This window comes from Streptomyces spinosisporus, from assembly GCF_022698145.1.
Lineage (GTDB): Bacteria > Actinomycetota > Actinomycetes > Streptomycetales > Streptomycetaceae > Streptomyces > Streptomyces spinosisporus.
Map to the genome: position 1 here is coordinate 92,965 of NZ_JALDAX010000024.1, position 23,137 is coordinate 116,101.

At 67.0% G+C, this 23,137-nt stretch carries 26 protein-coding genes and 2 pseudogenes; 16 read left to right on the forward strand and 12 right to left on the reverse strand.

Annotated elements, in window-relative coordinates; translation table 11 throughout:
• Positions 1-37: 37 nt before the first annotated feature.
• The 5 genes from MQN93_RS39415 to MQN93_RS39435 all read left to right on the forward strand — a co-directional run bounded on the left by MQN93_RS39415 (position 38) and on the right by MQN93_RS39435 (position 3,993).
• The gene (locus tag MQN93_RS39415) at positions 38-862 is read left to right on the forward strand and encodes an isocitrate lyase/PEP mutase family protein (RefSeq protein ID WP_242713276.1); all 825 of its coding nucleotides are present in this window, start codon (positions 38-40) and stop codon (positions 860-862) included.
• A 63-nt stretch (positions 863-925) separates the two neighbouring features.
• On the forward strand, positions 926-1,573 hold the full coding sequence (locus MQN93_RS39420; RefSeq protein WP_242713277.1) for a nitroreductase family protein: 648 nt from the start codon (positions 926-928) through the stop codon (positions 1,571-1,573).
• Between the two features lie 52 nt (positions 1,574-1,625).
• On the forward strand, positions 1,626-2,543 hold the full coding sequence (locus MQN93_RS39425) for an NADP-dependent oxidoreductase (RefSeq protein WP_242713278.1): 918 nt from the start codon (positions 1,626-1,628) through the stop codon (positions 2,541-2,543).
• Between the two features lie 123 nt (positions 2,544-2,666).
• A complete protein-coding gene (locus MQN93_RS39430; protein ID WP_242713279.1) occupies positions 2,667-3,050 on the forward strand; it encodes an MmcQ/YjbR family DNA-binding protein in 384 nt (127 codons plus the stop codon).
• A gap of 55 nt (positions 3,051-3,105) precedes the next feature.
• Positions 3,106-3,993: an SDR family oxidoreductase gene (locus MQN93_RS39435; protein ID WP_242713300.1), complete on the forward strand. Its 888-nt coding sequence runs from the start codon at positions 3,106-3,108 to the stop codon at positions 3,991-3,993.
• 231 nt (positions 3,994-4,224) lie between these two features.
• Here the strand turns inward: MQN93_RS39435 and MQN93_RS39440 are convergent, their stop codons facing one another.
• Positions 4,225-4,704 (reverse strand): MFS transporter, encoded by a 480-nt coding sequence (locus tag MQN93_RS39440; protein WP_242713280.1) that lies wholly within the window; start codon positions 4,702-4,704, stop codon positions 4,225-4,227.
• On the opposite strand from MQN93_RS39440, the pseudogene MQN93_RS44560 reads away from it, so the two are divergent.
• Both MQN93_RS44560 and MQN93_RS39445 read left to right on the forward strand, forming a co-directional pair.
• Positions 4,661-4,771: pseudogene (locus tag MQN93_RS44560) on the forward strand (hypothetical protein); the annotation flags it as partial. The gene MQN93_RS39440 and the pseudogene MQN93_RS44560 sit on opposite strands and share 44 nt — an antisense overlap.
• A 16-nt stretch (positions 4,772-4,787) precedes the next feature.
• A complete protein-coding gene (locus MQN93_RS39445) occupies positions 4,788-5,048 on the forward strand; it encodes an IclR family transcriptional regulator domain-containing protein (protein WP_242713281.1) in 261 nt (86 codons plus the stop codon).
• Positions 5,049-5,306: 258 nt separating this feature from the next.
• Here the strand turns inward: MQN93_RS39445 and MQN93_RS39450 are convergent, their stop codons facing one another.
• The 4 genes and pseudogenes from MQN93_RS39450 to MQN93_RS39465 form a co-directional block, all read right to left on the reverse strand.
• Entirely contained in the window at positions 5,307-5,780 is a 474-nt protein-coding gene (locus MQN93_RS39450; protein WP_242713282.1) for a GNAT family N-acetyltransferase, read from the reverse strand.
• Between the two features lie 46 nt (positions 5,781-5,826).
• Positions 5,827-6,391: pseudogene (locus MQN93_RS39455) on the reverse strand (hypothetical protein).
• Positions 6,392-6,404: 13 nt separating this feature from the next.
• Entirely contained in the window at positions 6,405-6,842 is a 438-nt protein-coding gene (locus MQN93_RS39460; RefSeq protein ID WP_242713283.1) for a universal stress protein, read from the reverse strand.
• Positions 6,843-6,877: 35 nt separating this feature from the next.
• The gene (locus MQN93_RS39465) at positions 6,878-8,338 is read right to left on the reverse strand and encodes an MFS transporter (protein WP_242713284.1); all 1,461 of its coding nucleotides are present in this window, start codon (positions 8,336-8,338) and stop codon (positions 6,878-6,880) included.
• Positions 8,339-8,539: 201 nt separating this feature from the next.
• On the opposite strand from MQN93_RS39465, the gene MQN93_RS39470 reads away from it, so the two are divergent.
• The 3 genes from MQN93_RS39470 to MQN93_RS39480 all read left to right on the forward strand — a co-directional run bounded on the left by MQN93_RS39470 (position 8,540) and on the right by MQN93_RS39480 (position 11,241).
• On the forward strand, positions 8,540-9,040 hold the full coding sequence (locus tag MQN93_RS39470) for an ATP-binding protein (protein ID WP_016432607.1): 501 nt from the start codon (positions 8,540-8,542) through the stop codon (positions 9,038-9,040).
• Between the two features lie 111 nt (positions 9,041-9,151).
• On the forward strand, positions 9,152-9,328 hold the full coding sequence (locus MQN93_RS39475) for a hypothetical protein (RefSeq protein ID WP_016432608.1): 177 nt from the start codon (positions 9,152-9,154) through the stop codon (positions 9,326-9,328).
• 5 nt (positions 9,329-9,333) lie between these two features.
• On the forward strand, positions 9,334-11,241 hold the full coding sequence (locus MQN93_RS39480; RefSeq protein WP_242713285.1) for an AfsR/SARP family transcriptional regulator: 1,908 nt from the start codon (positions 9,334-9,336) through the stop codon (positions 11,239-11,241).
• A gap of 14 nt (positions 11,242-11,255) precedes the next feature.
• Here MQN93_RS39480 and MQN93_RS39485 read toward each other — a convergent pair whose 3' ends face one another.
• Positions 11,256-14,081 carry a helix-turn-helix transcriptional regulator gene (locus tag MQN93_RS39485; protein ID WP_242713286.1) on the reverse strand — a complete coding sequence of 942 codons (2,826 nt, stop codon included), beginning with the start codon at positions 14,079-14,081 and terminating at the stop codon, positions 11,256-11,258.
• Between the two features lie 190 nt (positions 14,082-14,271).
• On the opposite strand from MQN93_RS39485, the gene MQN93_RS39490 reads away from it, so the two are divergent.
• Positions 14,272-15,417 carry a lactonase family protein gene (locus MQN93_RS39490; protein WP_242713287.1) on the forward strand — a complete coding sequence of 382 codons (1,146 nt, stop codon included), beginning with the start codon at positions 14,272-14,274 and terminating at the stop codon, positions 15,415-15,417.
• A gap of 164 nt (positions 15,418-15,581) precedes the next feature.
• Here the strand turns inward: MQN93_RS39490 and MQN93_RS39495 are convergent, their stop codons facing one another.
• On the reverse strand, positions 15,582-15,740 hold the full coding sequence (locus tag MQN93_RS39495; RefSeq protein WP_242713288.1) for a GNAT family N-acetyltransferase: 159 nt from the start codon (positions 15,738-15,740) through the stop codon (positions 15,582-15,584).
• A 12-nt stretch (positions 15,741-15,752) separates the two neighbouring features.
• Positions 15,753-15,914, reverse strand: coding sequence for a hypothetical protein (locus tag MQN93_RS39500; RefSeq protein WP_242713289.1), 162 nt, complete (start codon positions 15,912-15,914; stop codon positions 15,753-15,755).
• A gap of 148 nt (positions 15,915-16,062) precedes the next feature.
• Here MQN93_RS39500 and MQN93_RS44095 point away from each other — a divergent pair, with 148 nt between their 5' ends.
• From MQN93_RS44095 to MQN93_RS39520, 5 genes are all read left to right on the forward strand, one after another.
• On the forward strand, positions 16,063-16,185 hold the full coding sequence (locus MQN93_RS44095) for a hypothetical protein (RefSeq protein ID WP_278191677.1): 123 nt from the start codon (positions 16,063-16,065) through the stop codon (positions 16,183-16,185).
• The gene (qcrB, locus tag MQN93_RS39505; RefSeq protein ID WP_242713290.1) at positions 16,182-17,843 is read left to right on the forward strand and encodes a cytochrome bc1 complex cytochrome b subunit; all 1,662 of its coding nucleotides are present in this window, start codon (positions 16,182-16,184) and stop codon (positions 17,841-17,843) included. Before MQN93_RS44095 ends, qcrB begins: the two co-directional genes overlap by 4 nt.
• A gap of 639 nt (positions 17,844-18,482) precedes the next feature.
• Complete coding sequence (gene tal, locus MQN93_RS39510) at positions 18,483-19,613, forward strand: transaldolase (protein ID WP_242713291.1); 1,131 nt, start codon at positions 18,483-18,485, stop codon at positions 19,611-19,613.
• Between the two features lie 52 nt (positions 19,614-19,665).
• The gene (locus MQN93_RS39515) at positions 19,666-19,941 is read left to right on the forward strand and encodes a WhiB family transcriptional regulator (RefSeq protein ID WP_372504527.1); all 276 of its coding nucleotides are present in this window, start codon (positions 19,666-19,668) and stop codon (positions 19,939-19,941) included.
• Between the two features lie 219 nt (positions 19,942-20,160).
• Positions 20,161-20,478 carry a molybdenum cofactor biosysynthesis protein gene (locus MQN93_RS39520; RefSeq protein WP_242713292.1) on the forward strand — a complete coding sequence of 106 codons (318 nt, stop codon included), beginning with the start codon at positions 20,161-20,163 and terminating at the stop codon, positions 20,476-20,478.
• Positions 20,479-20,589: 111 nt separating this feature from the next.
• Here the strand turns inward: MQN93_RS39520 and MQN93_RS39525 are convergent, their stop codons facing one another.
• The 4 genes from MQN93_RS39525 to MQN93_RS39540 all read right to left on the reverse strand — a co-directional run.
• Complete coding sequence (locus tag MQN93_RS39525; RefSeq protein ID WP_242713293.1) at positions 20,590-21,189, reverse strand: molybdopterin-dependent oxidoreductase; 600 nt, start codon at positions 21,187-21,189, stop codon at positions 20,590-20,592.
• Positions 21,190-21,347: 158 nt separating this feature from the next.
• Positions 21,348-21,932: a sigma-70 family RNA polymerase sigma factor gene (locus MQN93_RS39530; protein ID WP_242713294.1), complete on the reverse strand. Its 585-nt coding sequence runs from the start codon at positions 21,930-21,932 to the stop codon at positions 21,348-21,350.
• Between the two features lie 406 nt (positions 21,933-22,338).
• Positions 22,339-22,620, reverse strand: coding sequence for a thioredoxin (gene trxA, locus MQN93_RS39535; protein ID WP_242713295.1), 282 nt, complete (start codon positions 22,618-22,620; stop codon positions 22,339-22,341).
• A gap of 147 nt (positions 22,621-22,767) precedes the next feature.
• Positions 22,768-23,137: SDR family NAD(P)-dependent oxidoreductase (locus MQN93_RS39540; protein WP_242713296.1), on the reverse strand; the 370-nt coding region annotated here is incomplete at its 5' end.

Genomic DNA, 23,137 nt, shown 5'->3' on the forward strand with positions numbered 1-23,137 from the left:
TTCACCGCCCCACAACGATCACTCGGAAAGGTTCGCCATGCCGGGCTCCGAACTCTACGAGCGCTTCATGGCGCTGCACACCCGCGACGGTGGCCTCGTCATGCCGAACGCATGGGACGGCCTCTCAGCCCTGATGCTGGCCGACGCCGGCTTCGAGGCGATCGCGACATCATCGGCAGCTCTCGCCACCACACTCGGCCGGTCCGACGGGCGACACGAAGTCACCCGTGGTGAACACCTCGAGCATGCACGGCTACTGGGCCGACTCGCCGGGCTGCCCGTCAACGGCGACTTCGAGGACGGCTACGGCGATACGCCTGAAGACGTCGCCGCAACCGTGGAAGCCGCCGTCGGGTCCGGCCTGGCCGGTATCGGGATCGAAGACACCTCGGGCAATCCGGACCAACCGATCCGCGACTTCGACGAGGCAGTAACCCGCGTACGCAGCGCCGTCGACGCGGCCAAGGGACGCATCGTCGTCACCGGCCGCACCGACAACTTCCTTCAGGGGCGGCCCGATCTCGACGACACCATCCGGCGTCTGACGGCCTTCGCCGAGGCCGGCGCGGACGTGCTCTACGCCCCCTTCCCGCCCGACCTCGACGCACTCGTCGCGATCGTCACCGCTGTCGCACCGACACCGGTGAATGTCCTCATCTCGCCGGCGGACACGGTGCTGACCGTTGCCGAGCTGCAGAAGGCCGGGGTCAAGCGCATCAGTGTGGGTCCGGCGCTCTACGCCCATGCGATGGAGGCACTCGACCGGGCCATCAAGGCTTTGGCCGCGGGTGACCTCGCCTCGGCGACGACAGGAATCAGCTTCGAGCGCATCGGCGAACTACTCGCCCGCGGCACGAACTAGCCCAGGCCCTGCGGACATCCGTCCCTCCGCCCCTCACCCACTCATCGCACGAAGAAGGCGCACATGAATCTCGACAAGCTCATGAGCAAGCACCTCACCAGGTATTTCGACCCCAGCAGGACCATCCCGGAGGAAACCCTTCAGCAGCTGCTGCGGTTCCTGCGTTCCACGCCGTCATCGGTGAACGTACAGCCCAACCACTTCTACGTCCTCGCCACGCCCGAAGGCAAAGAGCGGCTCGCCGACAACCTGGGCGAACGGTTCCAGGACAACGCCGTGAAGATCCTGAACGCGTCGCACACCATCATCCTCACCACCCGGGCAGACGTGCCGGACAGTCACATCGAGGCGGTGTTCACGAAGGAGAAGGCCGACGGCCGGTTCCCCGACCCGTCCAAGCAGGAGCTGTGGGAATCCATGACCCGGGACTTCCTCAACCTGCGCAACTACGGCTACAAGGACCTGAACCACTGGATGGAGAAGCAGACCTACATGGCGGTGGGCCTGACCATGATGGCGGCAGCCGAACTCGGCGTCGAGGCCACGCCGCTGGAGGGATTCGACCCGACCACTGTCGACAAGGCCTTCAAGATCCGTGAGAGGGGACACTCCACCACGCTGCTGCTGGCCCTCGGCTACCCCGACCCGGAGAAGGTGTACACCACTCCGATCTCGCGCTTCGACGCCGACGAGCTGTTCACCTTCATGTAGGAACCCGCCCGGAAACCGGCACCCACCACACATCCGAGGAAGAAGCATTTCGATGAAAGCCATTGTGGTCACCGACCAGGCCGCGGGAACGGCCGGAATGACACTGACGGAGCGGCCTGAGCCGATCCCGGCGATCAACGACGTCGTCGTTCAGGTCCATGCCTCGGGCTTCGTCCCGACCGAAATGGAGTGGCCCTCGACCTGGGCCGATCGCGCCGGCCACGACAAGACACCGTCGATCCCCGGCCACGAGCTGGCCGGCGTGGTCACTGCCCTCGGCTACGGCACGACGGGCCTCTCGATCGGGCAGCGGGTGTTCGGCCTCGCGGACTGGCACCGCGACGGGACCCTCGCGGAGTACGTGGCGATCGAAGCGCGCAATCTCGCACCGCTGCCGGGCGACGTCGACTTCACGGTGGGCGCGTCCCTGCCCATCTCAGGTCTGACCGCGTGGCAAGGACTGTTCCAGCACGGCCGCCTCCAGGCCGGCCAGACCGTCCTCGCCCATGGCGCGGCCGGGGCGGTCGGGACGATGGTGACCCAGCTCGCACGTGAAGCCGGCGCCCACGTCATCGGCACCGGCCGCGCCGCCGACCGCGAGAAGGCACTCGACTTCGGCGCCCACGAGTTCGTCGACCTCGAGAACGACGCGCTCAAAGACGTCGGCGAAGTCGACCTGGTCCTCGATGTCATCGGTGGCGACGTGCAACAGCAGTCCGCCGCCCTGATCAAGGCCGGAGGAACTCTGGTGTCCGTCGTCGGCCCGGTGGAAGCACGGCCCGCTGACGGCCTGGCCGTGGACTTCGTCGTCGAAGCCGATCGCGCCGAACTCGGCGAGATCGTGCAGCGGGTGCGGGACGGACGGCTGCGGACCAACATCGGCGACATCGCGAGCCTCGACGACGCCGTCGGCGCCCTCAACCCCACCACGCGACGCCTCGGGAAGACCGTCATCCGGGTCCTTCCGTAGGCAGTGGACGGCCAGGGTCCTACCGGCAGGTCATCTGCCTGCTCCACACCACGGCCGGCGACCGGCGGTAGGACCCGAACCGACACACGCCAGGCACTCGAACCGACAGAGGAGCTGATCACCTTGGACGGACAGGAACTGCAGAAGATCGCACGTGACCACACGGCGGACCTGCCCGGCACCGACCAGGAGCGACGTTTCGACCCCGACTGGGAGCTCCACAAGGTGGGCGGCAAGGTCTTCATGCTGATGACCGACATGCCGGGACGTCCCGTGGTGATCCTCAAGGCCGATCCGGACGACGCCACCGCCCTGCGTGAGCAGTACGCGGACATCACCCCTGGCTACCACATGAACAAGAGGCACTGGATCACGGTGGAGGGCGGAGACACCGTCGACGGCAACCTGGTGAAGGACCTCGTCACCGACTCCTACCGTCTCGTGGTCGGCGGGCTTCCCAAGTCCAAGCAACCCGTGGATCCACAGACTTACCACCGCCACGCCTGACCCTCGCCCCACCCATCCTGCGACGCGGTGTCGCACCAGTCTTCCGGAGCCTCCCATCCGCGTATTCGTCACTGGCGCCAGCGGCAGCATCGGTTCGGTTGTCGTTCCCGACCTCATCGCCGCGGGCCACGAGGTCCTCGGCCTCGTCCGCTCCGATACGGCGGCCGCGGTCCTCGCGGCCGCCGGCGGGACGCCGCTGCGCGGAGACCTCACCGACCTTGACGGCCTCCGCGCCGGCGTCGCGCAAGCCGATGGTGTCATCAACCTCGCCTTCAGCAACGACTGGAGCAACTTGGAGCGGGGCATCCACGAGGAAGCGCGCGCCGTGCAGACCCTCGCGACCGAACTCGTAGGCAGTGGCAAGCCGTTCGTCCATGCCGGCCTCACGCCGATGGTGCCGGGCCACATCTCCGTCGAGGAGGACCCCAACACCACCAAGGGCCCGGTCGGTGGTCGCGGCCGCAACTCCGACGTGGTGCTGGCGCTGGCCGCCCAGGGCGTCCGCTCCTCCGTCGTGCGACTGCCCCGCTCCGTGCACCAGCGCGGGTCGGCATACGGCTTCTGCACGGCACTCATCGCCGCGGCGCAGAAAACGGGCGTGTCAACGTACGTCGGCGATGGCACGCAGCGGTGGCCGGCGGTCAACCGGCTCGACGTCGCCCCGCTGTTCCGCATCGCACTCGAGGGCGCTGCGCCGGGCACGGTCCTGCACGCGGTCGCCGACGAGGGCGACACCATGAGGTCGCTGGCCGAAGCCATCGGCGAAGTCCTCGCGATACCGGTCGAGTCGGCCCCACCCGAGCGTTTCGGCCTCGCCGGTCGACTGTTCGCTCTTGACATGCCGTCGTCGAGTGCACGGACCCGCGAACGGTTCGGTTGGAAGCCCGCCCACCCAAGCCTCCTCGACGACCTCGCCGCCGGCGACTACCCCGCCTTGGGCTGACATCCCCAGGATGCCGCGGCAACAGGCGCGCTCGGCAACCTGCCCCGTGCCAACTCGTCGTCCTGCTCGTTGACGCAGGAGAGGGTCACGGCCGGCGCTCCCCCACTCCGCCGCCGCCCCGGCCCGCGCGCCCCGCCCGACGTCCGATGTGCAAAGCGACGGGCGCCCGTGCAACGGAGAGCAGCGTCTTTCAACAAGGCCGATGGGCTCAGTACTTGGCCAACTCCACTATCAAGCCAACTGCAGTCGCTTCGCGCGATGTCCCAGGTACAGGACGATCAGTCCGCACAGCGCGGTGGGGACCATGAGAATCATGAAGAGCTGCTCGTTGCTCATGCCGTCGGCCAGCAGACCGCCGACGATCATCGGGCCGACGATCCCACCGATGCGACCGATGCCCAGCGCCCAGCCGATGCCGGTGGAGCGTACCTCTTCGGGATAGAAGGCCGCAGCGAGCGCGATGACGCTCTTCTGGCCGCCGCTGATGGTGCAGCCGATCAAGAAGATCGACGCCAGGACCATCCAGACCGGCGAGCCCAGCACCAGGCCCATGAGGGCCAGGAATCCGCAGCCGGCGAAGTAGAGTGCGCTCAGGGAGCCGTAGGCGCCGAGTCGATCCATCGCGGGGCCGACCGCGAAGGCGATCGCGATGCCGCCGATGGTGGTCATGGACGCGGCCGTCGCCCGGTACGACAACGACTCGCTGTTCATCGCACGCAGCGAAGGCCCTCGCATCATCAACACCGGCGTACGTGTCGGCGCGCGGATCCCCCTCTACGCCTCCGCCACCGGACATGTTCTGCTCGGCTCACTGGACCCGGCCGAACTGGCCGACTACCCGCCGCTCGGGCGGCCTGGATGCGATCGTCGACTTCGACGGCCGTGGTGGGGGTCTTCTGCTCTCCATCTCCGTACCGGTCCACGATCCGGACGGCCGGCTGGTCGCCGCCGTCTCGGTCAGCGCCTCCAGCTCCCGCGTCACCGTCGATGAACTCCGCGATCGGTTCGCCCCTGTGATGAAGGTGCACGCGGAAGCGCTGGGCCGCCAGTTGTGAGCGACCGGTCTCCGCTCAAGGAACCGCACGCAGGGAACGACCCTGTGCGCGGTTCATGCGCTCGAGCGAGAGACGTCGTGGGCCATGGTGTGAAGAAGGCGTCTCGTGCGGGTGAGGGCTTCGAGGTCGAGCTGGAGTAAGGGCGGGGGGACGGCGAAGACATCGTTGAGTATGTCTTTCAGCAGGCTCATGGCTGCGGTCCTGGTGCCCTTGAGGGGTGATCGACCGGTCCCGACAGGTGGGTCCGTCACCGAACGGTTACGTCAGGTCGCGCTCGACCGCGGTGAGCTCCTCGTCGGGTCCGGCGCCCGCGCGTTCCGGCTCGGGGTGGGCGCCGGCACCAGGGTGGACCTTGTCGATGAGGTCGGCGTACTCCGGGTTGCGCTCGATGAACTCACCCACCACCGGGCAGATGATGGTGATCTTCTTCCCGGTCTCGCGGATCTCGTCCAGCACGCGAGCGACGAGTTCCGTGGCCACCCGATGATTGCGGTAGGCCGGATCGACCCAGGTCGTCAGCAGCACAACGCGGCCGCCCACGAACCGGTACGAAAGTTCGCCGATGGCTTCGGGACCGAGGGCGGCGACCCAGCGACCGTGCTCCGCGTCGTTGAGCACGTCGAGGTCCCAACTGGACTCCACCTCACTGAGAGTTGACCCGTCCAGAGCGGCAATGAGTGCAGCGTTGTTCTCTTCCCTCGCGGAAGCCTCGGCTTCGGGATTGATCGCCATGGTCACACTTTCTGTCGGGGGACCCTTCGTGCAGGCTCCGTCTCGGTCACGACGTAAGCCAGTCCCGGTAGGTGGTTGGGGCGACGACTGCGTCACCCGTGGCTATGAGGTCGTCTCCCGAGGCGGCGGCGTATATGCCGGCCGTGCTGTCGGTGACGACGCTGCGCTGGTCACCACGCGCGGCCAGAGTGATCCGGCCCAGCTCGTTGAGGGTGAAGACCTCGGGGTCGGCGACGTTGCGGGGCCCCTCAGCGGGGCACCGACGCAGACCGCGGCCACGGCCTGAGCGACGTCCGCCGCGGCTATGGGCTGCAGGCGCGTGGCGGGCAGCCGGACGGTCCTGCCGTCGGAGGTCCACGACATCACCGTATCCATGAACTCGAAGAACTGCGCGGCACGGATCGAGAGGACGCGGCCTCGTCGGAGGGCGGCGAGTCGGTCAGGTTCGTGACGGCATCGGCTCCCGACAACGCCTCGGACAGACCCTTCCCGCTCAACAGATCCAGTCCGGTGGACGGCGAGTGCGGCACGGCCTCGTGCCTGCTCGCGTCCAGGACGTTCACCACCCGCGACCCGATGAGCCCGGTTCCGCCGATCACGGCGACTTTCATACGTCCCCCTTCGTCAGGCGCCGGTGGCCGCGGGCCTGTCCGGAGCGAGGAGGACGGCCGTGTGGCTGGCGTGCGTGACGATGTCGCTCACGCGGGGATTGAAGAGGGCGGCGACGACTCCGCGGTGGTGCGGGCTGAGGACGATGAGATCGGCGCCGAACTGTCCGGCCGTTTCGTTGATGAGGGCCGGCACATCGTTGAGCAAACCGTTCGCGAGCGTGCCGTCCGCCTTGACTCCTTCGTCGCGCAGAGCGAGGACGGCCTCGTCGAGGATCGCCCTGGCTTCGGCGTCGTCCTCCAGGCCTACGACGGTGTCGAGTGTGGCGGTCGCTGCGACGACATGCAGGACATGGACGGAGGCACCGGCCAGCCGGGCCAGCTCACCGGCCATACGTACGGACGTGAGACGCGAGGGGCTTGGATCGACCGCGACCAATATGCGACTGAACATGTACGCGCTCTCCCTGAGAAATGAAGTTCGTTCGGCTACTGGACGTCCCGGCTGTCCGCGATCGCACTGAGCTGCGGGTTGCGGGCGCCGAGGACGGTGAACAGGGTCGAGACCAGGGCAAGTGCGCCGTAGGCGAGCGAGATCTCTGGCAGCGAGAAGATGTGGGTGAGTTGGCCGGCGATGAGGGCAGGGATCGTCGCCCCGCTGTAGGAGAGCAGGTAGATCACGCTGAAAATCGGTGCCCTGTCGGCCAGGATGCTGCCGTGCAGCAGGCCTCGGGTTGCGGCGCTGATGGCGATGCCTTGACTGGCGCCGGCGACGACGGTCGCGGCGATGAACAGCACCAGCGTGCCGGTGCCGATGGCTGTGATGACACCGATCATGCCGGCCAGGAAACCGATCATGCCGACGCGCTGGGCTCTCGCGGATGTGAACCGGCCGCCGAGGGGAGCGCCGAGGACGCTGGGACCCATGTAGGCAGCGAATGTCACTCCGAGGACGAGTGTGCTGCGCGTGTGCAGTTGGTCTTCGACCAGTGCGGGCACGAACGCTTGGTAGAAGGCCCCGGCCGCCCAGGTGGCCAGGAACACCGCTGCTGCGACGGGGAGCAGACGCCTGACCCGGGCGGGCAGGCCGACCCGCGGCCGCAGTGATCGCCAGGCGCCCGGCATGGCAGTCGCGGTCTCCGGGCTGACGGCGATGAGTGCGACCGACAGGAGAAGGAGACCGATGACAACCAGGTAGATCAGGTCCCGCGGCCATGGCGCGTACTGGACCAGGGCGCCGGACGCGACGGCGCCGACGGCGAGGCCGAGCATGACCGTCTGGCTGGAGGCGACCGACGTCAACCAGGCCGGCTTGGGGGGTGCGGCGTCGACGATGTAGGACGTCAGGCTGCTGCTGGCGAGTCCGGCGCCGAGGCCCATCATGACCCGACCGGCGATCAGGATGCCGATGTCGTGCACGTCCAACAGCAGCAAGCAGCCGAGCAGGAGCAGGATGAGGCTGGCGATCGAGACGGGCCGCCGACCCAGGTGACCGGACAGTCTGCCCAGGAACAACAGTGTGGCGAGGGTGGCGACGGAGTAGGCGACGACGGTGATCGAGATCTCGGCGTTGGTGAACCCGTTCTCGGCCCGGTAGACGTTGAACAGCGGGATCGTCGAGCCCACGGCGGCAAATACGGCCACCAGGGAGATCACCGCTGAGAAAAAAGCAAGCCGGTGCGTTCGCACCCTGACGACAGGGTCGGTCACTGGCGCCGTGTTGTGCATCGAATCACGTCTTTCTCTTGTCCTGGGAGCCCCGGTCCGGTGATGCACAACGGCCGGCGTCATCGTGCAAGCAGTTGGTGTCGGCTCGTCGCGCCGTCTTACCGACGGCGTCGCCATCTTGTTCGTATCCGGACGCGGATCGCGGATGGCGGCGTTGACGGTCCGGGAGGTCGCGGCGGCGGATGGCGAATCACTGTCATGGCACTGGTCGTCACCATTCACCCGGCGCCGGGCACCACAACGGACGCGCGCGCCCGGCCTCGATGTCTCAGGTGTCCAAGAGCGGGGGTCAAGGCCCCAAAACATTGGGGCCACCCCTAATGCCCGGCTTGATCGAGGCTCGTAGAACAGAGGGCGTAAGGATTTCGCCGGAAGGGCCCGAGATCGATGAGGCCGTTTCCCGCTGTACGGGAAGTGATCGCCATGTACGCCACCGTCGAGGACCTGGTGCGCCCGGCCCTGGACACGTGCCCGACGCCTGACCGACCGGGCACCGTGGTGTCCGGGCCGGGTGGAGCGGTCGGTGGCGCGGTGAGCCGGGCGCTGGAGCATCGGCCGGTCGCCGCGGGTGCGGCGCGAGCGATCACCCGCACCGTTCTTGAGGACTGGCACGTGGACCAGGACGCTGCACAGTCGGTGCTGCTGGTGGTGTCCGAGCTGGTCACCAACGCCGTCGAGCATGCCTTGCCGCCGGTGACGCTGCACCTGTATCGCGATCGGGCCGCAGAAGTCGTGTGGGTCGGCGTCACCGACGGAGGCCCGGCCCAGGACGACGGCGCCTGGACCTCGTCCTGCAGCCGCGAGGAGCACGGCCGTGGCCTGGCCCTCGTCGAGGTGCTGGCCACCAGCCACGGCACCCGGCCCCACCCCGGCGGCACCGCCACGCACTGGGCCCTCCTGACCGTTCACGAAGCGCCGGCCTGAAGCGGCCTCCTCTGCGCACTGCCCTCCACATCCCGGTGCGCCCGCCCCGGACCAACCTCCACCTTCCCGACCCGCTCCACCCTGCGCATCGACCACAGAACAGGAATCACCATGAACTCACCCGACCTGGAACTCACCATGGACAAGGCAGTCGCCGTCACCTCCGACCTGCACGTGCGTCTGCCCGGTCGATTCCCGTATGCGTGCAGCGACCCGCACTCCGTTCGGGGCAGCGAGACGGTCCTCCCGGACATCGACCGTTTCCCTGAAAAGCCTTCAGGGCGGTAGAAGCCATGCACGCGGACATCCAGTTCTCGGTCCTCGGCCCGGTCCGACTGCACAAGCAAGGACTGGAGGAGGCGGCCGGCCAGCCCAGGCAGTGCGCCGTGCTTGCCTCGTTGTTGCTCAGGGCGGGCAGGCCGGTGAGCCTGTCGAGACTCGTGGAGGACGTGTGGGGCGATGAGGCCCCACCGTCGGCCATAGGCTCCGTGCGCACCTACGTCTACCGGCTCAGGCGGGCGCTGGGTGAGCGGAGTGACGGCTCACTGGACCTGGTCGACGGGGGCTACCTCCTGCGCATCCAGCCGCACGCCGTGGACCTGAACAGGTTCAAGGAAACGACGGCCGCAGCACGAGAGGCCCGCGGCGCGGGCGACCCGGAGGCCGCGGCGAACCTGCTGTCCAAGGGCCTCGACATGTGGAAAGGGGAGGCCCTCGCCGGGGTCCCGGGCCCGTTCGCAGGCCGGCAGCGCAGGGTCCTGGGCGAGTTGCGTCTCGCATGCGCCGAGGACCAGCTCGCCTGCGAGGTGGAGAGGGGGCGCTACGCCGAGGCTGCCGCTGAACTGTCCGCTCTCCTTGTCGAACACCCGCTGCGTGAGCGCGTATGCGCCCTCCTCATGACCGCGCTGTACGGCGCCGGGCGGCAGTCCGAGGCGCTGACGATCTATCACTCGACCAGTCATCTGCTGCGTCAACGCCTCGGCGTCGACCCGTCTCCGGAACTGCGGCACGTCCACGAGCGCATCCTCTCCGGGCGGTTCCAGCTGCCGAAAGGCAGCGACCGCACGGCCGGCCGGCGCCATACCGCCTCACCCCGGCCGCCGGCCCAACTGCCGGCAGCCCTGCCCCATCTCGTCGGGCGCGAGAAGGAACAAGAGCAGGTCGAGCATTTGATCGCCGATGCCGAGGCGTCGTCCTCGGTGGCCATCTGTGTGGTCGGCGGGGCGGCAGGCGTCGGCAAGACAGCCTTCGCCACCACCGTCGCCCATCGTCTGGCAGACCGCTTCCCGGACGGCCAGCTCTTCGCCGACCTGCACGGGGAGGGGCCAGGAGCCGAGCCGGAGGACCCGGCCGGGGTCCTCGCGGCCTTCCTGCAGTCTCTGCAGGTCCGGCCCGAGGCCGTACCCGAGACCACGCAGGCTCGAGGGCTCATGTTCCGGGACCTGCTGGCCGAACGCCGCATGCTTGTTGTGCTCGACAACGCCTGGAACGCCGACCAGCTGAAGCATCTCCTCCCGGGGAGCCCCGGTTCCATGGCCCTCGTCACCAGCCGCATGCAGCTCCACGCGCTGGTGGCTGGCCAGCAGGCGCTTCCCCTGACCCTGCGTCCGCTGAGCCAGGGGGACGCACGCAGCTTCCTCGCCGGGCGCCTCGGAGCAGCGAGGACGTCTGCTGAGCCCGAAGCCGTCGACCGCCTCATCCACCTCGCCGGACGACTCCCCCTCGCACTGGCCAATGTCGCCGCCCGTGCGGCCTACCGCCCTCAGATGCCCTTGGCGAGCCTCGCCGAGGAATATGCGCCGTCCGAGCACGGTCCCTTGGACGCTTTCACAAGCGAAGTGGACCCGGTGCTCGACGTTCGCGCCTCCATCGCCCGGTCGTACCGTCTGCTCGACCCGGAGGCCGCCTCGCTCTTCCGCGCCCTCGGCGCCTGGCCCGGCCACGTCTTCGCCACGGCCGACGCCGCCAGAACAGCCGCGCAGCCCGAACACTGGGTGCGTCAGACCCTTTCGCGGCTGATCCGCGCACACCTCGTCTCGGAGATCGTGCCGGGCACGTACGACTGGAACCGACTCGTGGCCGCCTACGCCGCAGAGCAAGCGGGCTCAGGCATGCCGGAAGCATCCGACCAGGCCGCCGGCGACGATCCCCCAACGGCTCCCGGTTCTGCCCCAACCACGTCAGTGGACTTCCCCTCGTGAAGTCTCCACCTCATTCACGACGCACCCAGTGCGCCGGGAAGCTGTACACGGCTGGTCACGGACAGCTTGCGATAACAGTTTGAAAGATGGACTTCAACAGTCTTCGGGGTGACGAAGAGAGTTTGAGCGATCTGCCGGTTCGTCTGACCGTGTGCCGCCAAATCCGCGACTCTTCTTTCGGACGGGGTGAGCGCGCCTGGACCGGTGAGTGCTGTGCGTCGGCGGCGGGCTCCTGAGGCGGCGAGTTCAGCACTGGCACGGTCCGACAGGGGTACTGCGCCACAGCGGGCGGCGAGATCAAGGGCCTGTCGTAGGGGCTGACGAGCGTCGTTGCGGTGACCAGCCTTGCGTAGTGCGGCACCGAAATCGACCAGGGCCTTTGCATACTCAAGGTGCGCAGGAGAGTCTTTGAGTACGCCTACTGCGGCTTCGAATAGTCCGATTCGGTGCCGTTCCGGCGAAATGAGGCCAGACACACGCAAGGCCCGACCCAGAGTGCGAGGCGCGCCCCACCGTCGAGCACGGTCGAGATTCTCATCCGCGATGACGCGAGCCTCACTGTCGCGATCAAGGTAGTGAAGAGCCAGTGCGGCCAGTGTTCTCCAGTCCGCGACTGCCGGATTCTGTATCTGATAGAGACGGCAGGCTTCCTCTGCCTGTAGGGCAATTTCAAGAGCCGTTTCATAGTTACCGCGGACTCTTTGTAGTCGGCTGAGCGCCGTCAGGGACAGGTACACCGGACCTGGAGGGCAGGTTGTTGCGGTGACTCCCACCTCGGCAAGAGTCCGCTCAGCCTCGTCGAGACGTCCTTGCTCGATCAAGGGCTCGGCCAAAACTGTGCAGCCCAAAAGGCGGGTGACCGCCGAACCGTTGAGTTGTCCCACTCGAATTGTCTCGCGCCCATCTTGTTCGGCGCCTGCAAGATCACCGTGCCACAACAAGGTATAGCCGCGATGAATGTAGACGGAGGCCAATGTGAAGAGGGAACCGCCCACGTGAGCTCGCTTCACCGCACTGTCCAGGCTGGCTATCGACATATCGTCGTCGGCCGCCGCCAGGGACCACCATCCGCAAGCCAGCGGCCCGTTGGGATCTGCTTGGTCGACGAACGCATCATCTGCGAGGGTCTCGCGCGCGCGAAGCACTCCGGACGGGTCCCCAAGAGCGGTATTGCGACCGGCGACCGCACAATACAGCAGGCGGTCTCCGTAGCCGTCGGCGTGCGGGAGTTGACGTAGTTCTGGCAAGCAGTCGACTATGTCTTCCCTTCCGGGGACATACCAAGTACTGGAACTGAGGAGACAGGCCTGAAGGCGCTTCCTGAGATCATCATCAGTGGCCGGAAGGCCCGAAATTGTTGATTTTTGTATATCAACTCCGGCGTCCGGCCTCGCGAGGTAAATATAGGCCATACCCAAATAGGGCGCAATATCCGCGCGCTCAACGGGGCCCATTCCTTCCCACGCCTCTTGCAGAAGACGAGCCCCGGTCACGACATCAAACAGTAGCGCCGTCTTCCCGGCCTCCAGAAGAATCGCTCGCCGCTCGTCGTCTTTGGGCGCCTCGTCAAGACTTCGACGCAAGTAGACATAGGCGCTCTCCGGAGCGCCGCGCGCCGCTGCAGCAGCGGCGGCAGCGCGTAGGTCCGTAACGGCCACCGGATCCATGGTTGCCGGTATTCGCATCAGATGGTAGGCAACCTGCTCCGCGGGAGAACCACTCTCCCGCAGAAGTATTGCGGCGCGGTGATGTGATGTGGTGCGGTCGGCGCGGTCAAGGGATTCATAGACCGCATTACGCACCAGAGGGTGCACAAAGGAGAGAGTCGGAGACCCGTACACCTCGTCGATACGCACGATTCCCCTCTGCTCCAAGAGGATGGCGCACTCAAGTGCCCTGCTGATGGAATCCTGCCCTGCGAGGCGCGCAGCGCGCGTCAGTGGCGAGCGGTCGCCCAGAACTGCGACCGCCCGAGCCAGCGGTGCGCAATCCGCCGGCAAAGCCATGAGTCGGGAGGCGACCAGATCGGCCACCGCAAGCCCCCCGAGATCGGCCACCCGTCCGGCGTTCCTGTCGCTGGCCGACAAGCCCTGCGCGGAGAAGGTAAGGCCGAGTTCACGCAACAGCAACGGGTTCCCACCGGCGGCCCTGTGACAGGTAATTGCGAACTCTTCCTCCACCTCGCCATCCATCACCTGCTCCAGCAAGGTTGCGGTCGCCTGGGCGCTGAGCTCCTTCGGATTCAGCTCCACGAGCGCCGGAGCGGAGATGATGTGCTGCAGCAGTCGCTCATCAGTGGCGTGCTCGCCTGTGCGCAGCGCAACAGCCACCAGCACCGGCTGCGTCTCAATGCGGGGCAGGAGGTAAGCCAGATACCGCAGTGACGGCCTGTCGCACCACTGAAGGTCGTCCACCAGCAATACGAGTGGGCGGTCCTGACATGCGTTGATGGTGAGCCAATAAAGACCGTGCAGAACCGCGAAATCGCCAGGTTCACCAGCACTGGAGATGGTCTCAATGGCTTCTCTCGCCTGCTTGGCCGCCCCGGTCCACAAGGACTCCCGAGCGGTCCGATCGGCCCTCAACGCCAACTCTTCAAACAGTTGCCGCACCACACCGAAGGCAAAATCCTGTTCGAATTCCGTGCTGCGTGCGGCGGTCACACCGAAACCGGCCTGGACCGCCCGGGTCCGGACCTCTGACAGCAGTCGGCTCTTTCCAGTACCAGCCTCTCCCTTCACCAGGAGCAGGCCGCCGCCCTTCTCAATGCCTTCAATGGTGTTTGTTATGAGGGCAGACTCTGTCTCTCTTTCGAGCAGTTCAAGTTCCCTACGAAGCATTACTCCAGTATTCCCCCTGTATGTCCCGTTCATCAAGGCTCAGGGATATTTACGGCAGCTGTAGATCGGCGGTGCGGGGCGCCGTAAGGCAGTTGGGCCGATCGGACGCTCATGCCAGTGCGAGGCCGACCAAGGCCCGTACGCGGCGTGGCGGCGAAAGAGACCGCCGCCACGCAGAACGAGGAGACCGATGAAGAAGATGAACAGGATCGCCCGGTCCGCCACCACGGCGGTCGCCATTGCAACCGGCGTAGCCATGTTCACCGCTCCCGCGTCGGCGAGCCCGCATCACCCGAGGCACGAAGCCTCCGATGCGCCGGTGTTCGTGCAGAGCGACGCGGAAGACGGCAACACTGTCGTGGCCTACGACCGTGCGGACGACGGCACGTTGAAACAGCAGGGGGTGTACGCGACCGGAGGTCTGGGCGGCAAGCTCGACGGGGCCGTCGTGGACAAGCTGGCTTCCCAGGGATCCCTGACGTACGACCCGGCACACCGTCTCCTGTACGCGGTCAACGCCGGCAGTGACACCGTCACCGTCTTCGCCGTTCGGGGCGATCGCCTCGTGCGGCGTCAAATCGTCACTTCCGGCGGCGAGTTCCCGGTGAGCGTCACCGTGCGCGGCAACCTCGTGTACGTCCTCAACGCCCTCGACGGTGGCTCGGTGCAGGGCTACCTCAACGTCGCCGGGCATCTGGTGAAGGTGCCGTCATGGCATCGAGGTCTGGGACTGGACCCGGCAGCGACACCGCAGTTCACGCACACTCCGGGACAGATCGGCTTCACCCCGGACGGCAGCAGGCTGATCGTCACCACCAAAGCCGGAGGCAACAGCTTCGAGGTCTTCCGGGTCGGTCTGGCGGGTATCGCCACCAAACCCGTGATCACGGACGCGCCCGACTCGGTGCCCTTCGGCTTTTCCTTCGACCGCACCGGGCGGCTCGTCGTCACCGAAGCCGGACCGAACGCGGTTGCCACCTATCGGGTCGACGCCGACAACCACCTCACCAAAGTCGACGAGAAGGCGACCGGACAGACAGCCACCTGCTGGGTGGCCACCGTGGGCAACGACGTCTACGCGGCGAACGCCGGCAGCGGCACGTTGAACGGGTTGCGGACGAGGCAGGACGGCACACTGACCTCGCTCACCACCACCCCGACCGGGGCCGGCACGGTGGACGTGTCCGTCTCCGGTGACGGCAGATTCCTCTACGCCCAGACCGGCGCCGCCGGCGGTGTCGACGCCTTCCGGGTGAACGCCGACGGGTCCCTGACCCGGACCGGATCGGTCGTCGTACCCGGCGCGGTCGGCGGCGAAGGCATCGCCGCCCTCTGAGCCATGGCGTGGAGGCCACCATCACGATCGAGGGTGGCCTCCACGCCAACCCGGTTGCCGCGGGCGTGGGCACGTCGGTCCCCGTCGGGTCCGTAGGCGCACTCCATGCGGCCATGCGATGGTACGAGCGAACACTTCGACGGACGATGCCCGAGAGCGGTCCATCAGCGGCGTGACCGGATGCCTGGGCGTTCGGGGTCGACGACACCGGCGTACTCCGGATGTTCGTCGATGAAGGAACGGACCACCGGGCAGATGATCGTCACCCTCCGTCCGGAGTCCGCGACGTCCTCGAGCGCGCCGGCGATCAGCTCGCCCGACACACCGTGATGCTGCTACTCCGGTTCAACCGCGACCGAGATCATCGCGACTCTGCCGGCCGTCAACTCGTAGACCAGGGTTCCAATGCGGTCCGGTCCCAACCAGGCGTCGTAGGTCTGCGACTTGGCGTCCTTCGCCACGCGGATGTCGAGGTCTGAGTACTTGATTCTGTCCACGTCATGACAGCGCCACGGTGCAGGTGCTTCTTACTCGTGGGAACCGCTGAAGGGCAGGTGGAGCTCACAGTAAGACGCAGCTCCTCCCGGACGCTCACCTCCGAAGATGTGTCCAGAGCCAACAACAGAGAAGTATGGGGAGGTATCTGTGCCTCTGGAAGGTGAGTACGAGCCGAGCCCGGAGTATCCGCCGTATGTCGGGTACCAGCGCAGCACCCAGCGGGAAATCCCGGTGTTCGTGCTGAAGCCTGCCATCTCCATCAGCCGATGAGTGCAGTTGAAGAGCGCAAGGTGACGATCAATAACCTCAGAGACCGACGCGATTCACCCCGGGGTGAGCGCATGGCGGACTGGGTGGATTCCCGGCTTGGCCTCTACACCATCGCCAAGGCCAACATGCGGAAGATCTTTCCGGACCACTGGTCGTTCATGCTGGGCGAAGTGTGCTTGTGGAGCTTCGTCGTACTGATCCTGACCGGGATCTATCTGACGTTCTTCTTCCACCCGTCGATGAACGAGGTTGCCTACCACGGCAGTTACGCGCCGCTCAACGGCATCACCATGTCCGAGGCCTTCGCCTCCACCCTCGACATCTCCTTCGACGTGCGCGGTGGCCTGCTCATCCGTCAGATGCACCACTGGGCCGCCCTCATCATGGTCGCGGGCATGCTCATCCATATGATGCGCCACTTCTTCACGGGCTCCTTCCGCAAGCCCCGCGAAGTGAACTGGATGTTCGGCTGGACCATGCTGGTTCTGGGGATGTTCGAGGGTTTCGTCGGCTACTCCCTCCCCGACGACCTCCTCTCCGGCACGGGGCTGCGCTTCGTGGAGGGCGCCATCCTCTCCGTGCCGATCGTCGGCACCTACCTGGCCATGTTCTTCTTCGGCGGAGAGTTCCCCGGCACCGAAATCGTCCCCCGGCTCTACTCGGTGCACATTCTGCTGCTCCCCGCTCTCATCGCCGCGCTGATCGTCGTCCACATGATCCTTCTCGTCTACCACAAGCACACACAGTGGCCCGGCCCCGGCAGGACCAACCGCAATGTCGTCGGCATGCCCTTCCTGCCGGTCTACCTCGCCAAGACCAGCGGCTTTTTCTTTCTCGTCGCCTCCGTGATCGCCGCCATGTCGGCCATCGCGTCCATCAACCCCGTGTGGACGTACGGCCCTTACCGCCCCGACCAGGTGTCCACGAACGCCCAGCCGGACTGGTACATGGGCTTCTCCGAAGGTCTCATCCGCGTCATGCCGGGGTGGGAGATCAACGCGGCAGGCCACACCCTCAACCTCGGTGTGCTGATTCCACTGATCGTGTTCCCGACCGTCCTGCTGGCCATCGGCCTGTACCCCTTCTTCGAAAGCTGGATCACCGGCGACAAGCGCGAACACCATCTCCTCGACAGGCCGCGCAACCGACCCGTGCGGACCGGTCTCGGCGTCGCCTGGCTCAGCGTGTACTTCCTGCTCCTGGTCGGCGGCGGAAACGATCTCTTCGCGACCCGCTTCCACCTCTCCATCAACAGCGTCACCTGGTTCATCCGCATCGCACTGTTCGTCGGCCCTGTCGTCGCATTCCTCATCACCAAACGCATCTGCCTCGGTCTCCAGAACCGTGACAAGAGGAAGGTCCTCCACGGCAGGGAGACAGGCACCATCCGTCGGCTGCCGCACGGCGAGTACATCGAGGTGCACCAGGACCTCTCCCCCGCAGAACGTCACACCCTGACCGCGCACGAGCAGTACCAGCCTCTCGACCCCGGAGCGACCGAGGACGCCAACGGCATCCCTCGCAAGCCCTCCCGCCGCGATCAGCTCAGAACACGCCTGTCCCGCGCCTACTTCGGCCCGTCGGCACAGGTCGCCAAACTCACCAGAGAAGAACTGCGGCACAACGAGGAAGAGACCACGCACAGCATCGAGCACTGACGAGACCCACCTGGACGCCGACTGGACTGATGTGGGGGAGCAGCTTCTTCATGCCGGCGCTGAGGCTCTGCTCGGTGGCGAGTGCTCCCATCGCGGCGGCGGGTGCCGGCCGGGCGGGGTGGGGCAGACCAGGGGTTGCGCCGTCCAACGCCGTTGCCTGCATGACGCCGGCGTCGCCGAACGCGCACTGGCTCTCGTCCTGGCCGCCCAACGAGACCTGCCCCGCAGGATCCGCGACCAGCACGTCCGACGCCGGGCGCCCCCTTGCCCCGGTCACTGGCCGACACCCGCGCGATCACCATCGGATCCACAGCACGAGCGAGGTCCGTCACGTGCACTCCTCCACCCGACGTGGCGAGCGTGCCATCCACAGCGCGTCTACTCCGCGTCGACGTGCGGCACTTCCCTCTGCCCCTGCGCAAAAAGGCGCATTATGCTCGAGTCGTACCGAGGCGCCTTCGGCTTGTGGTCGAACCACCGGACGCCTTCGGCGCCATCCCCGTAGAACGGCCCCTGGGCCGGCGCAGGCGCGCTCTGTGTGCATGGGTCGCACTGCCTGGCCGCCGATCCGCAGACGTGAGCACGCCCGGGCGGCCCGTGCCGCAGCCCGCCTCGCCACCCCCGGAAGGTGTGGGACACATGACGAGCATGTTGAAGGATCTGTCGGACGCCGGTGTGTCCGTGTGGCTGGACACCCTGTCACGTGGGCGGATCAAGTCGGGAAGCCTGTCGGAGCTGATCCGCAGCCGCCGCGTGGTGGGCGTCACGACGAATCCGACGATCTTCAGGGACGCGATATCGCACGGCATGGAGTACGAGGTCCAGATGTCCGAACTCGCGGTGCGCGGCGTGTCCGCCGAGGAGGCAGTCCGGACCGTCACAGCGACGGATGTGCGCGACGCCGCCGACCTGCTTCGCCCCGCGTTCCTCGTATCCCCCGCGGGCCAGGACGGCCGCGTGTCCATCGAGGTCGATCCGCACATGGCTCACGACACCACGGCGACGATCGCCGAGGCACGTCACCTGACCTGGCTGGTCGACCGCCCGAACACCTACATCAAGATCCCCGCAACCGAGGCGGGCCTGCCCGCCATCACCGAGACCATCGCCCAGGGCATCAGTGTCAACGTCACCCTGATCTTCTCCCTGGCCCGCTACCGGCAGGTTGCCGAGGCCTATGTGGCAGGCCTGGAGAAGGCCCGTGCCGGCGGCTTGGACTTGTCGCAGATCTCCTCGGTGGCATCGTTCTTCGTCTCGCGCATGGACACGGAGGTCGACCGGCGCCTCGACGTCCTGGGTACCTCCGAGGCCGGAGCCCTCCGGGGCAGAGCCGCCGTGGCCAACGCCCGCCTGGCCTACGAGGCCTTCGAGGAGGCCTTCTCCGGTGAGCGCTGGAACCGCCTGCACCGTGCCGGGGCGAACAAGCAGCGACCGCTGTGGGCCTCCACGGGTGTCAAGGACAAGGCGTACGCGGCCACCAAATACGTCTCCGGACTCATCGCCCCGGACACCGTGAACACCATGCCCGAGGCGACACTGCTCGCCGTCGAAGCTCAGGAACACGCCGCAGGTCGCGACCTCCGCAGCACGTACGACGAGGCGCGGGCCGACATCGAAGCGATCGAGCGCCTGGGCATCTCCTATGCCGAAGTCGTCCGGCAGCTGGAGGACGAGGGCGTGGCGAAGTTCCAGGAGTCCTGGGACAGTCTGCTCACCGCGACCGAGTCCCGGCTCGAGGCCTGCACGCGCAGATTGCACACATGGCCATGAACGACGCCACCTTGGGACACCCCGGTCCTCGCTCCAGCCCCGGGCGAGCGGCATGCTGACATGGCTCCACAACGCGGGCTGCCGGGGCCTCGACACCGAACTGTTCTTCCCCGCGGGGCCGCAGGGCCCCGGCCGGCGTGAGGCCGACGAGGCGAAGGCCGTGTGCAAGACATGTCCGGTCCGCCGGCAGTGCGCCAGTTGGGCGCTCGCCACGGCACAGGAGTACGGGATCTGGGGTGGAATGGACGAGGAAGAACGTGTGCGAGCCCGTAGGGAAAGACTCCTCAGCGCCCGGGAGAACCGCCCCCCGGGGGAAGAAGGGAACTGAGTCGGCTTGAGCTCCCCACACGTCACCCACGCCGAGCCGGTGCACGTGGTGCAACTCCTTGTGTCACCCGTGCACCGGTACTCCGGAAGGCCTGCTGAGGGGCCGTCAGCAGACCCTGTCGGTGGGCTGGTACAACACATCCGCGTACGCCGTCACCTCGGAATCGTCGGCGACCGGTACTTCGCCCAGCCGGCTCACCGGGACGCCTCCGTGACCATCATGGCGTCGGAGAATCTGCCCACACACATCGACCCCGCGGTCGGCCTGCAGCAGACACGACGGAACATCCTGCTCCGAGGTGTCGACATCGACGCCTGCATCGATCGGATCGTGGAGCTCGACACCGGCGACGGCCCGATCGCGTTCGCGGTCAACCGCGCCGCACGGCCCTGCGCGTGGATGGACGCCGTCATCGGACCCGGGGCGCAGCGAGCGCTGCGCGGCAAGGGCGGCGTGCGGTGCACACCGCTCTCGGACGGCGTCCTCCGCGTCGGCGAAGCCGAATTCCGCGTGATCGGGCCGCGCGACCCGCGCTGAAGACTGAAGTCGTGGGGACGATGTCCGCCTCGGGGCCGCCGGCCTCTACGGTCGTCGCCGACTCCGCGCGTCGGTCCGTCCCTTCCGCGGTCCGCCGCCTGAGTTGCTCGCCTAGTCGCCCTGGTACCGCTGCTCTCGCCACGGGTCGCCGTAATTGTGGTAGCCGGCGCTCTCCCAGAAGCCGGGCAGGTCACTCTGTCGCAGCTCGATGTCGCGCACCCACTTCGCGGACTTCCACAAGTACAGGTGCGGGACAAGCAGCCGAGCGGGGCCGCCGTGTTCGGGCGCCAAGTCGCCGCCCCCGTAGCCGTAGGCGATCCACGCCTTCCCGTCGACCAGGTCGGCGAGGGGGATGTTCGTGGTGTAGCCCCCGTAGGAGCCGATCAGGACGTGCTCTGCGGCCGTCTCCACGTCCGCGAGCAGCACGTCCAGGGACACGCCCCGCCATTCGGTGCCGAACTTCGACCACTTCGTCACACAGTGCAGGTCGACGGTCGGGGACTCGGCCGGGAGCGCCATCAGGCCCGCCCAGTCCCACACGTGCCGCTTTCCGGTTTCGCTGCTCACCGTCAGCTGCCAGTCGTCTTTCCGGATGCGGGGAGTGGGCCCTGCGGACAGCACCGGGAAGCCGGTCGTCTCGTACTGCCCAGGTGGCAGCTTCGTACCCGCAGACGGCCTTCGGCCGTGGAAACCACGCGAGATGAACGTCATACGCGCCGTCCTTGTCAGTTCGGGGCGGCCCCTGCGGCCCCCTCGGAAGTCAGCGGCCGTAGGGAGTGACGTCTTACCTCCGGCGCCTCGCCATCTGTACGGCCGCGGTCGCGGCCCGGCGGTCATCGCTGCGGCTGACCGGCGCGGCGGCCGCTGCGTCAGCCCGTGGTGCCGAGGTGTCCACCGGCAACGAGCCGAGCCCGCAGCTTCTTACGGGCGTCGAACATCGTCTTGTAGAGCGCGTTGTGGTTCGTCTCCAACTCGCTGGCGAGCGTATCCAGGGGAACGCCGTTGACGACGGCGACGAAGACCTTCCGCTGGTGGGCGCTCAGTGCTGTCGCGACCGCGTCGCGCACGGCCTCGACGAGCTCGCGTGCCTGCCAGTAGCTGACGGGGTCCACGCCGGCCCGGTCGGGCACCTGCGCCCATTCCTCCGAGTCGAAACGCGCATGTGACACGCGCCAGAAATGACGCCCCAGCTTGTTGGACACTTCAAGGACGACAAACCGGTACGCCCATGTGGTGAATTTGGCGTCGCCTCGGAATCCATGGATTTTCCGCGTGATCCTCATCAGTGCGTCGGCAGCCGCCTGATGGGCGATGTCATCCAGTTCGGGTCCGGAAATTCGATAACGCGAACCCTGACGGATAACCACGTCCATGGCAATTCGCACCAGCAGCTCGTGCAGTCGCGTGCAGGCCTGCTCGTACTGGGGTCCACAGGCGTTCTCCAGCGCGTCCACCCAGGCGGCGGACTCAGGGTCGAGTTGGCGTCGCTCTGTGGCGGGCCCCGCTGCTGGAGCGCTGCCGCAGGTTCCGGCAAGTCCGCTCGAATCCGTGCGGCACGTTTTTCTGGCATCCGTAGAGTGCATGGCCTTCAGTCCCCAAATCATCTCGTACGAACGAGACAATCACGGGACCATCTACAGACCGTCTATGCGAAGTCGCTGTTCTCATTCTCGCCCTGTGCGCCTTCCTGGACTTTACTGACAGGGGTTCCGGCCTATTCAGCGAGCGATACACGTGCGGTGTTGAGCGCGCTTTCTGGGCAGGCAACCGAAGGGCCGCCCCGGTGGCCTGACCCGTCTCGGCGCCTGCCGCACCTTGGTGCGGCAGGCGCCGAGACGGGCGCACACCTTCAGAGCCCACTCACCTCAGAAAATCCTGCAGCTCTCGTTCCAGCACCGACTTGGGCCTGGCTCCGATGACCGTCTTGACGACCTTGCCGTCCCGGTAGACGTTGAGCGTGGGGATGGACCTGACGTCGTACTGCTCGGCGGTGAGCGGGTTTTCGTCGACGTTGAGCTGGACGATCGTAATCTTGTCGCCGTGCTCGGCGGCGAGTGCCTCGAGGACCGGCGCCACAAGGCGGCACGGACCGCACCACTCGGCCCAGAAATCGACGAGCACTGGCTTGCCGCTCGTGAGCACCTCGCCTGCGAAGGTCGCGTCGCACGCTTTTCAGACTGCCTGCCATGCAGGCTCCTTCGTGCGTTGTCGGCATGGATCGATGCCTTGGGACGGCCCCGCCCGGCGCAGTTGTCAGGTGGCCGTGCTGGGCGGGGCGTGAGGCTGCTTCTAGTTGCGGCCGGCCATGACCCCGCCGTCGACATTGAGGATGGCGCCCGTGGTCCAGCTCGACGCGTCCGAGAGGAGGAAGACGATCGCGGAGGCCAGGTCCTGGGGCGTGCCGACCCGGCCGAGCGGGTGCAGGCCGCTCAACTGGTCCATCGCAGCTTCGAGTTGACCTGCCGGGAAGACCTTTTCGAACAGCGGCGTCCGGGTGACGGCCGGAGCCACGGCGTTCACCCGGATGCCCTCGCCGGCGAGCTCGATGGCCAGGTTGTGGGTGAGGGCGTGCAGGCCCGCCTTGGCCATCGAGTAGGCCGACGACGGCGTCACGCCGAGCGCCTGGTGCGCCCACATGCTGCCCACGTTCACGATGGCG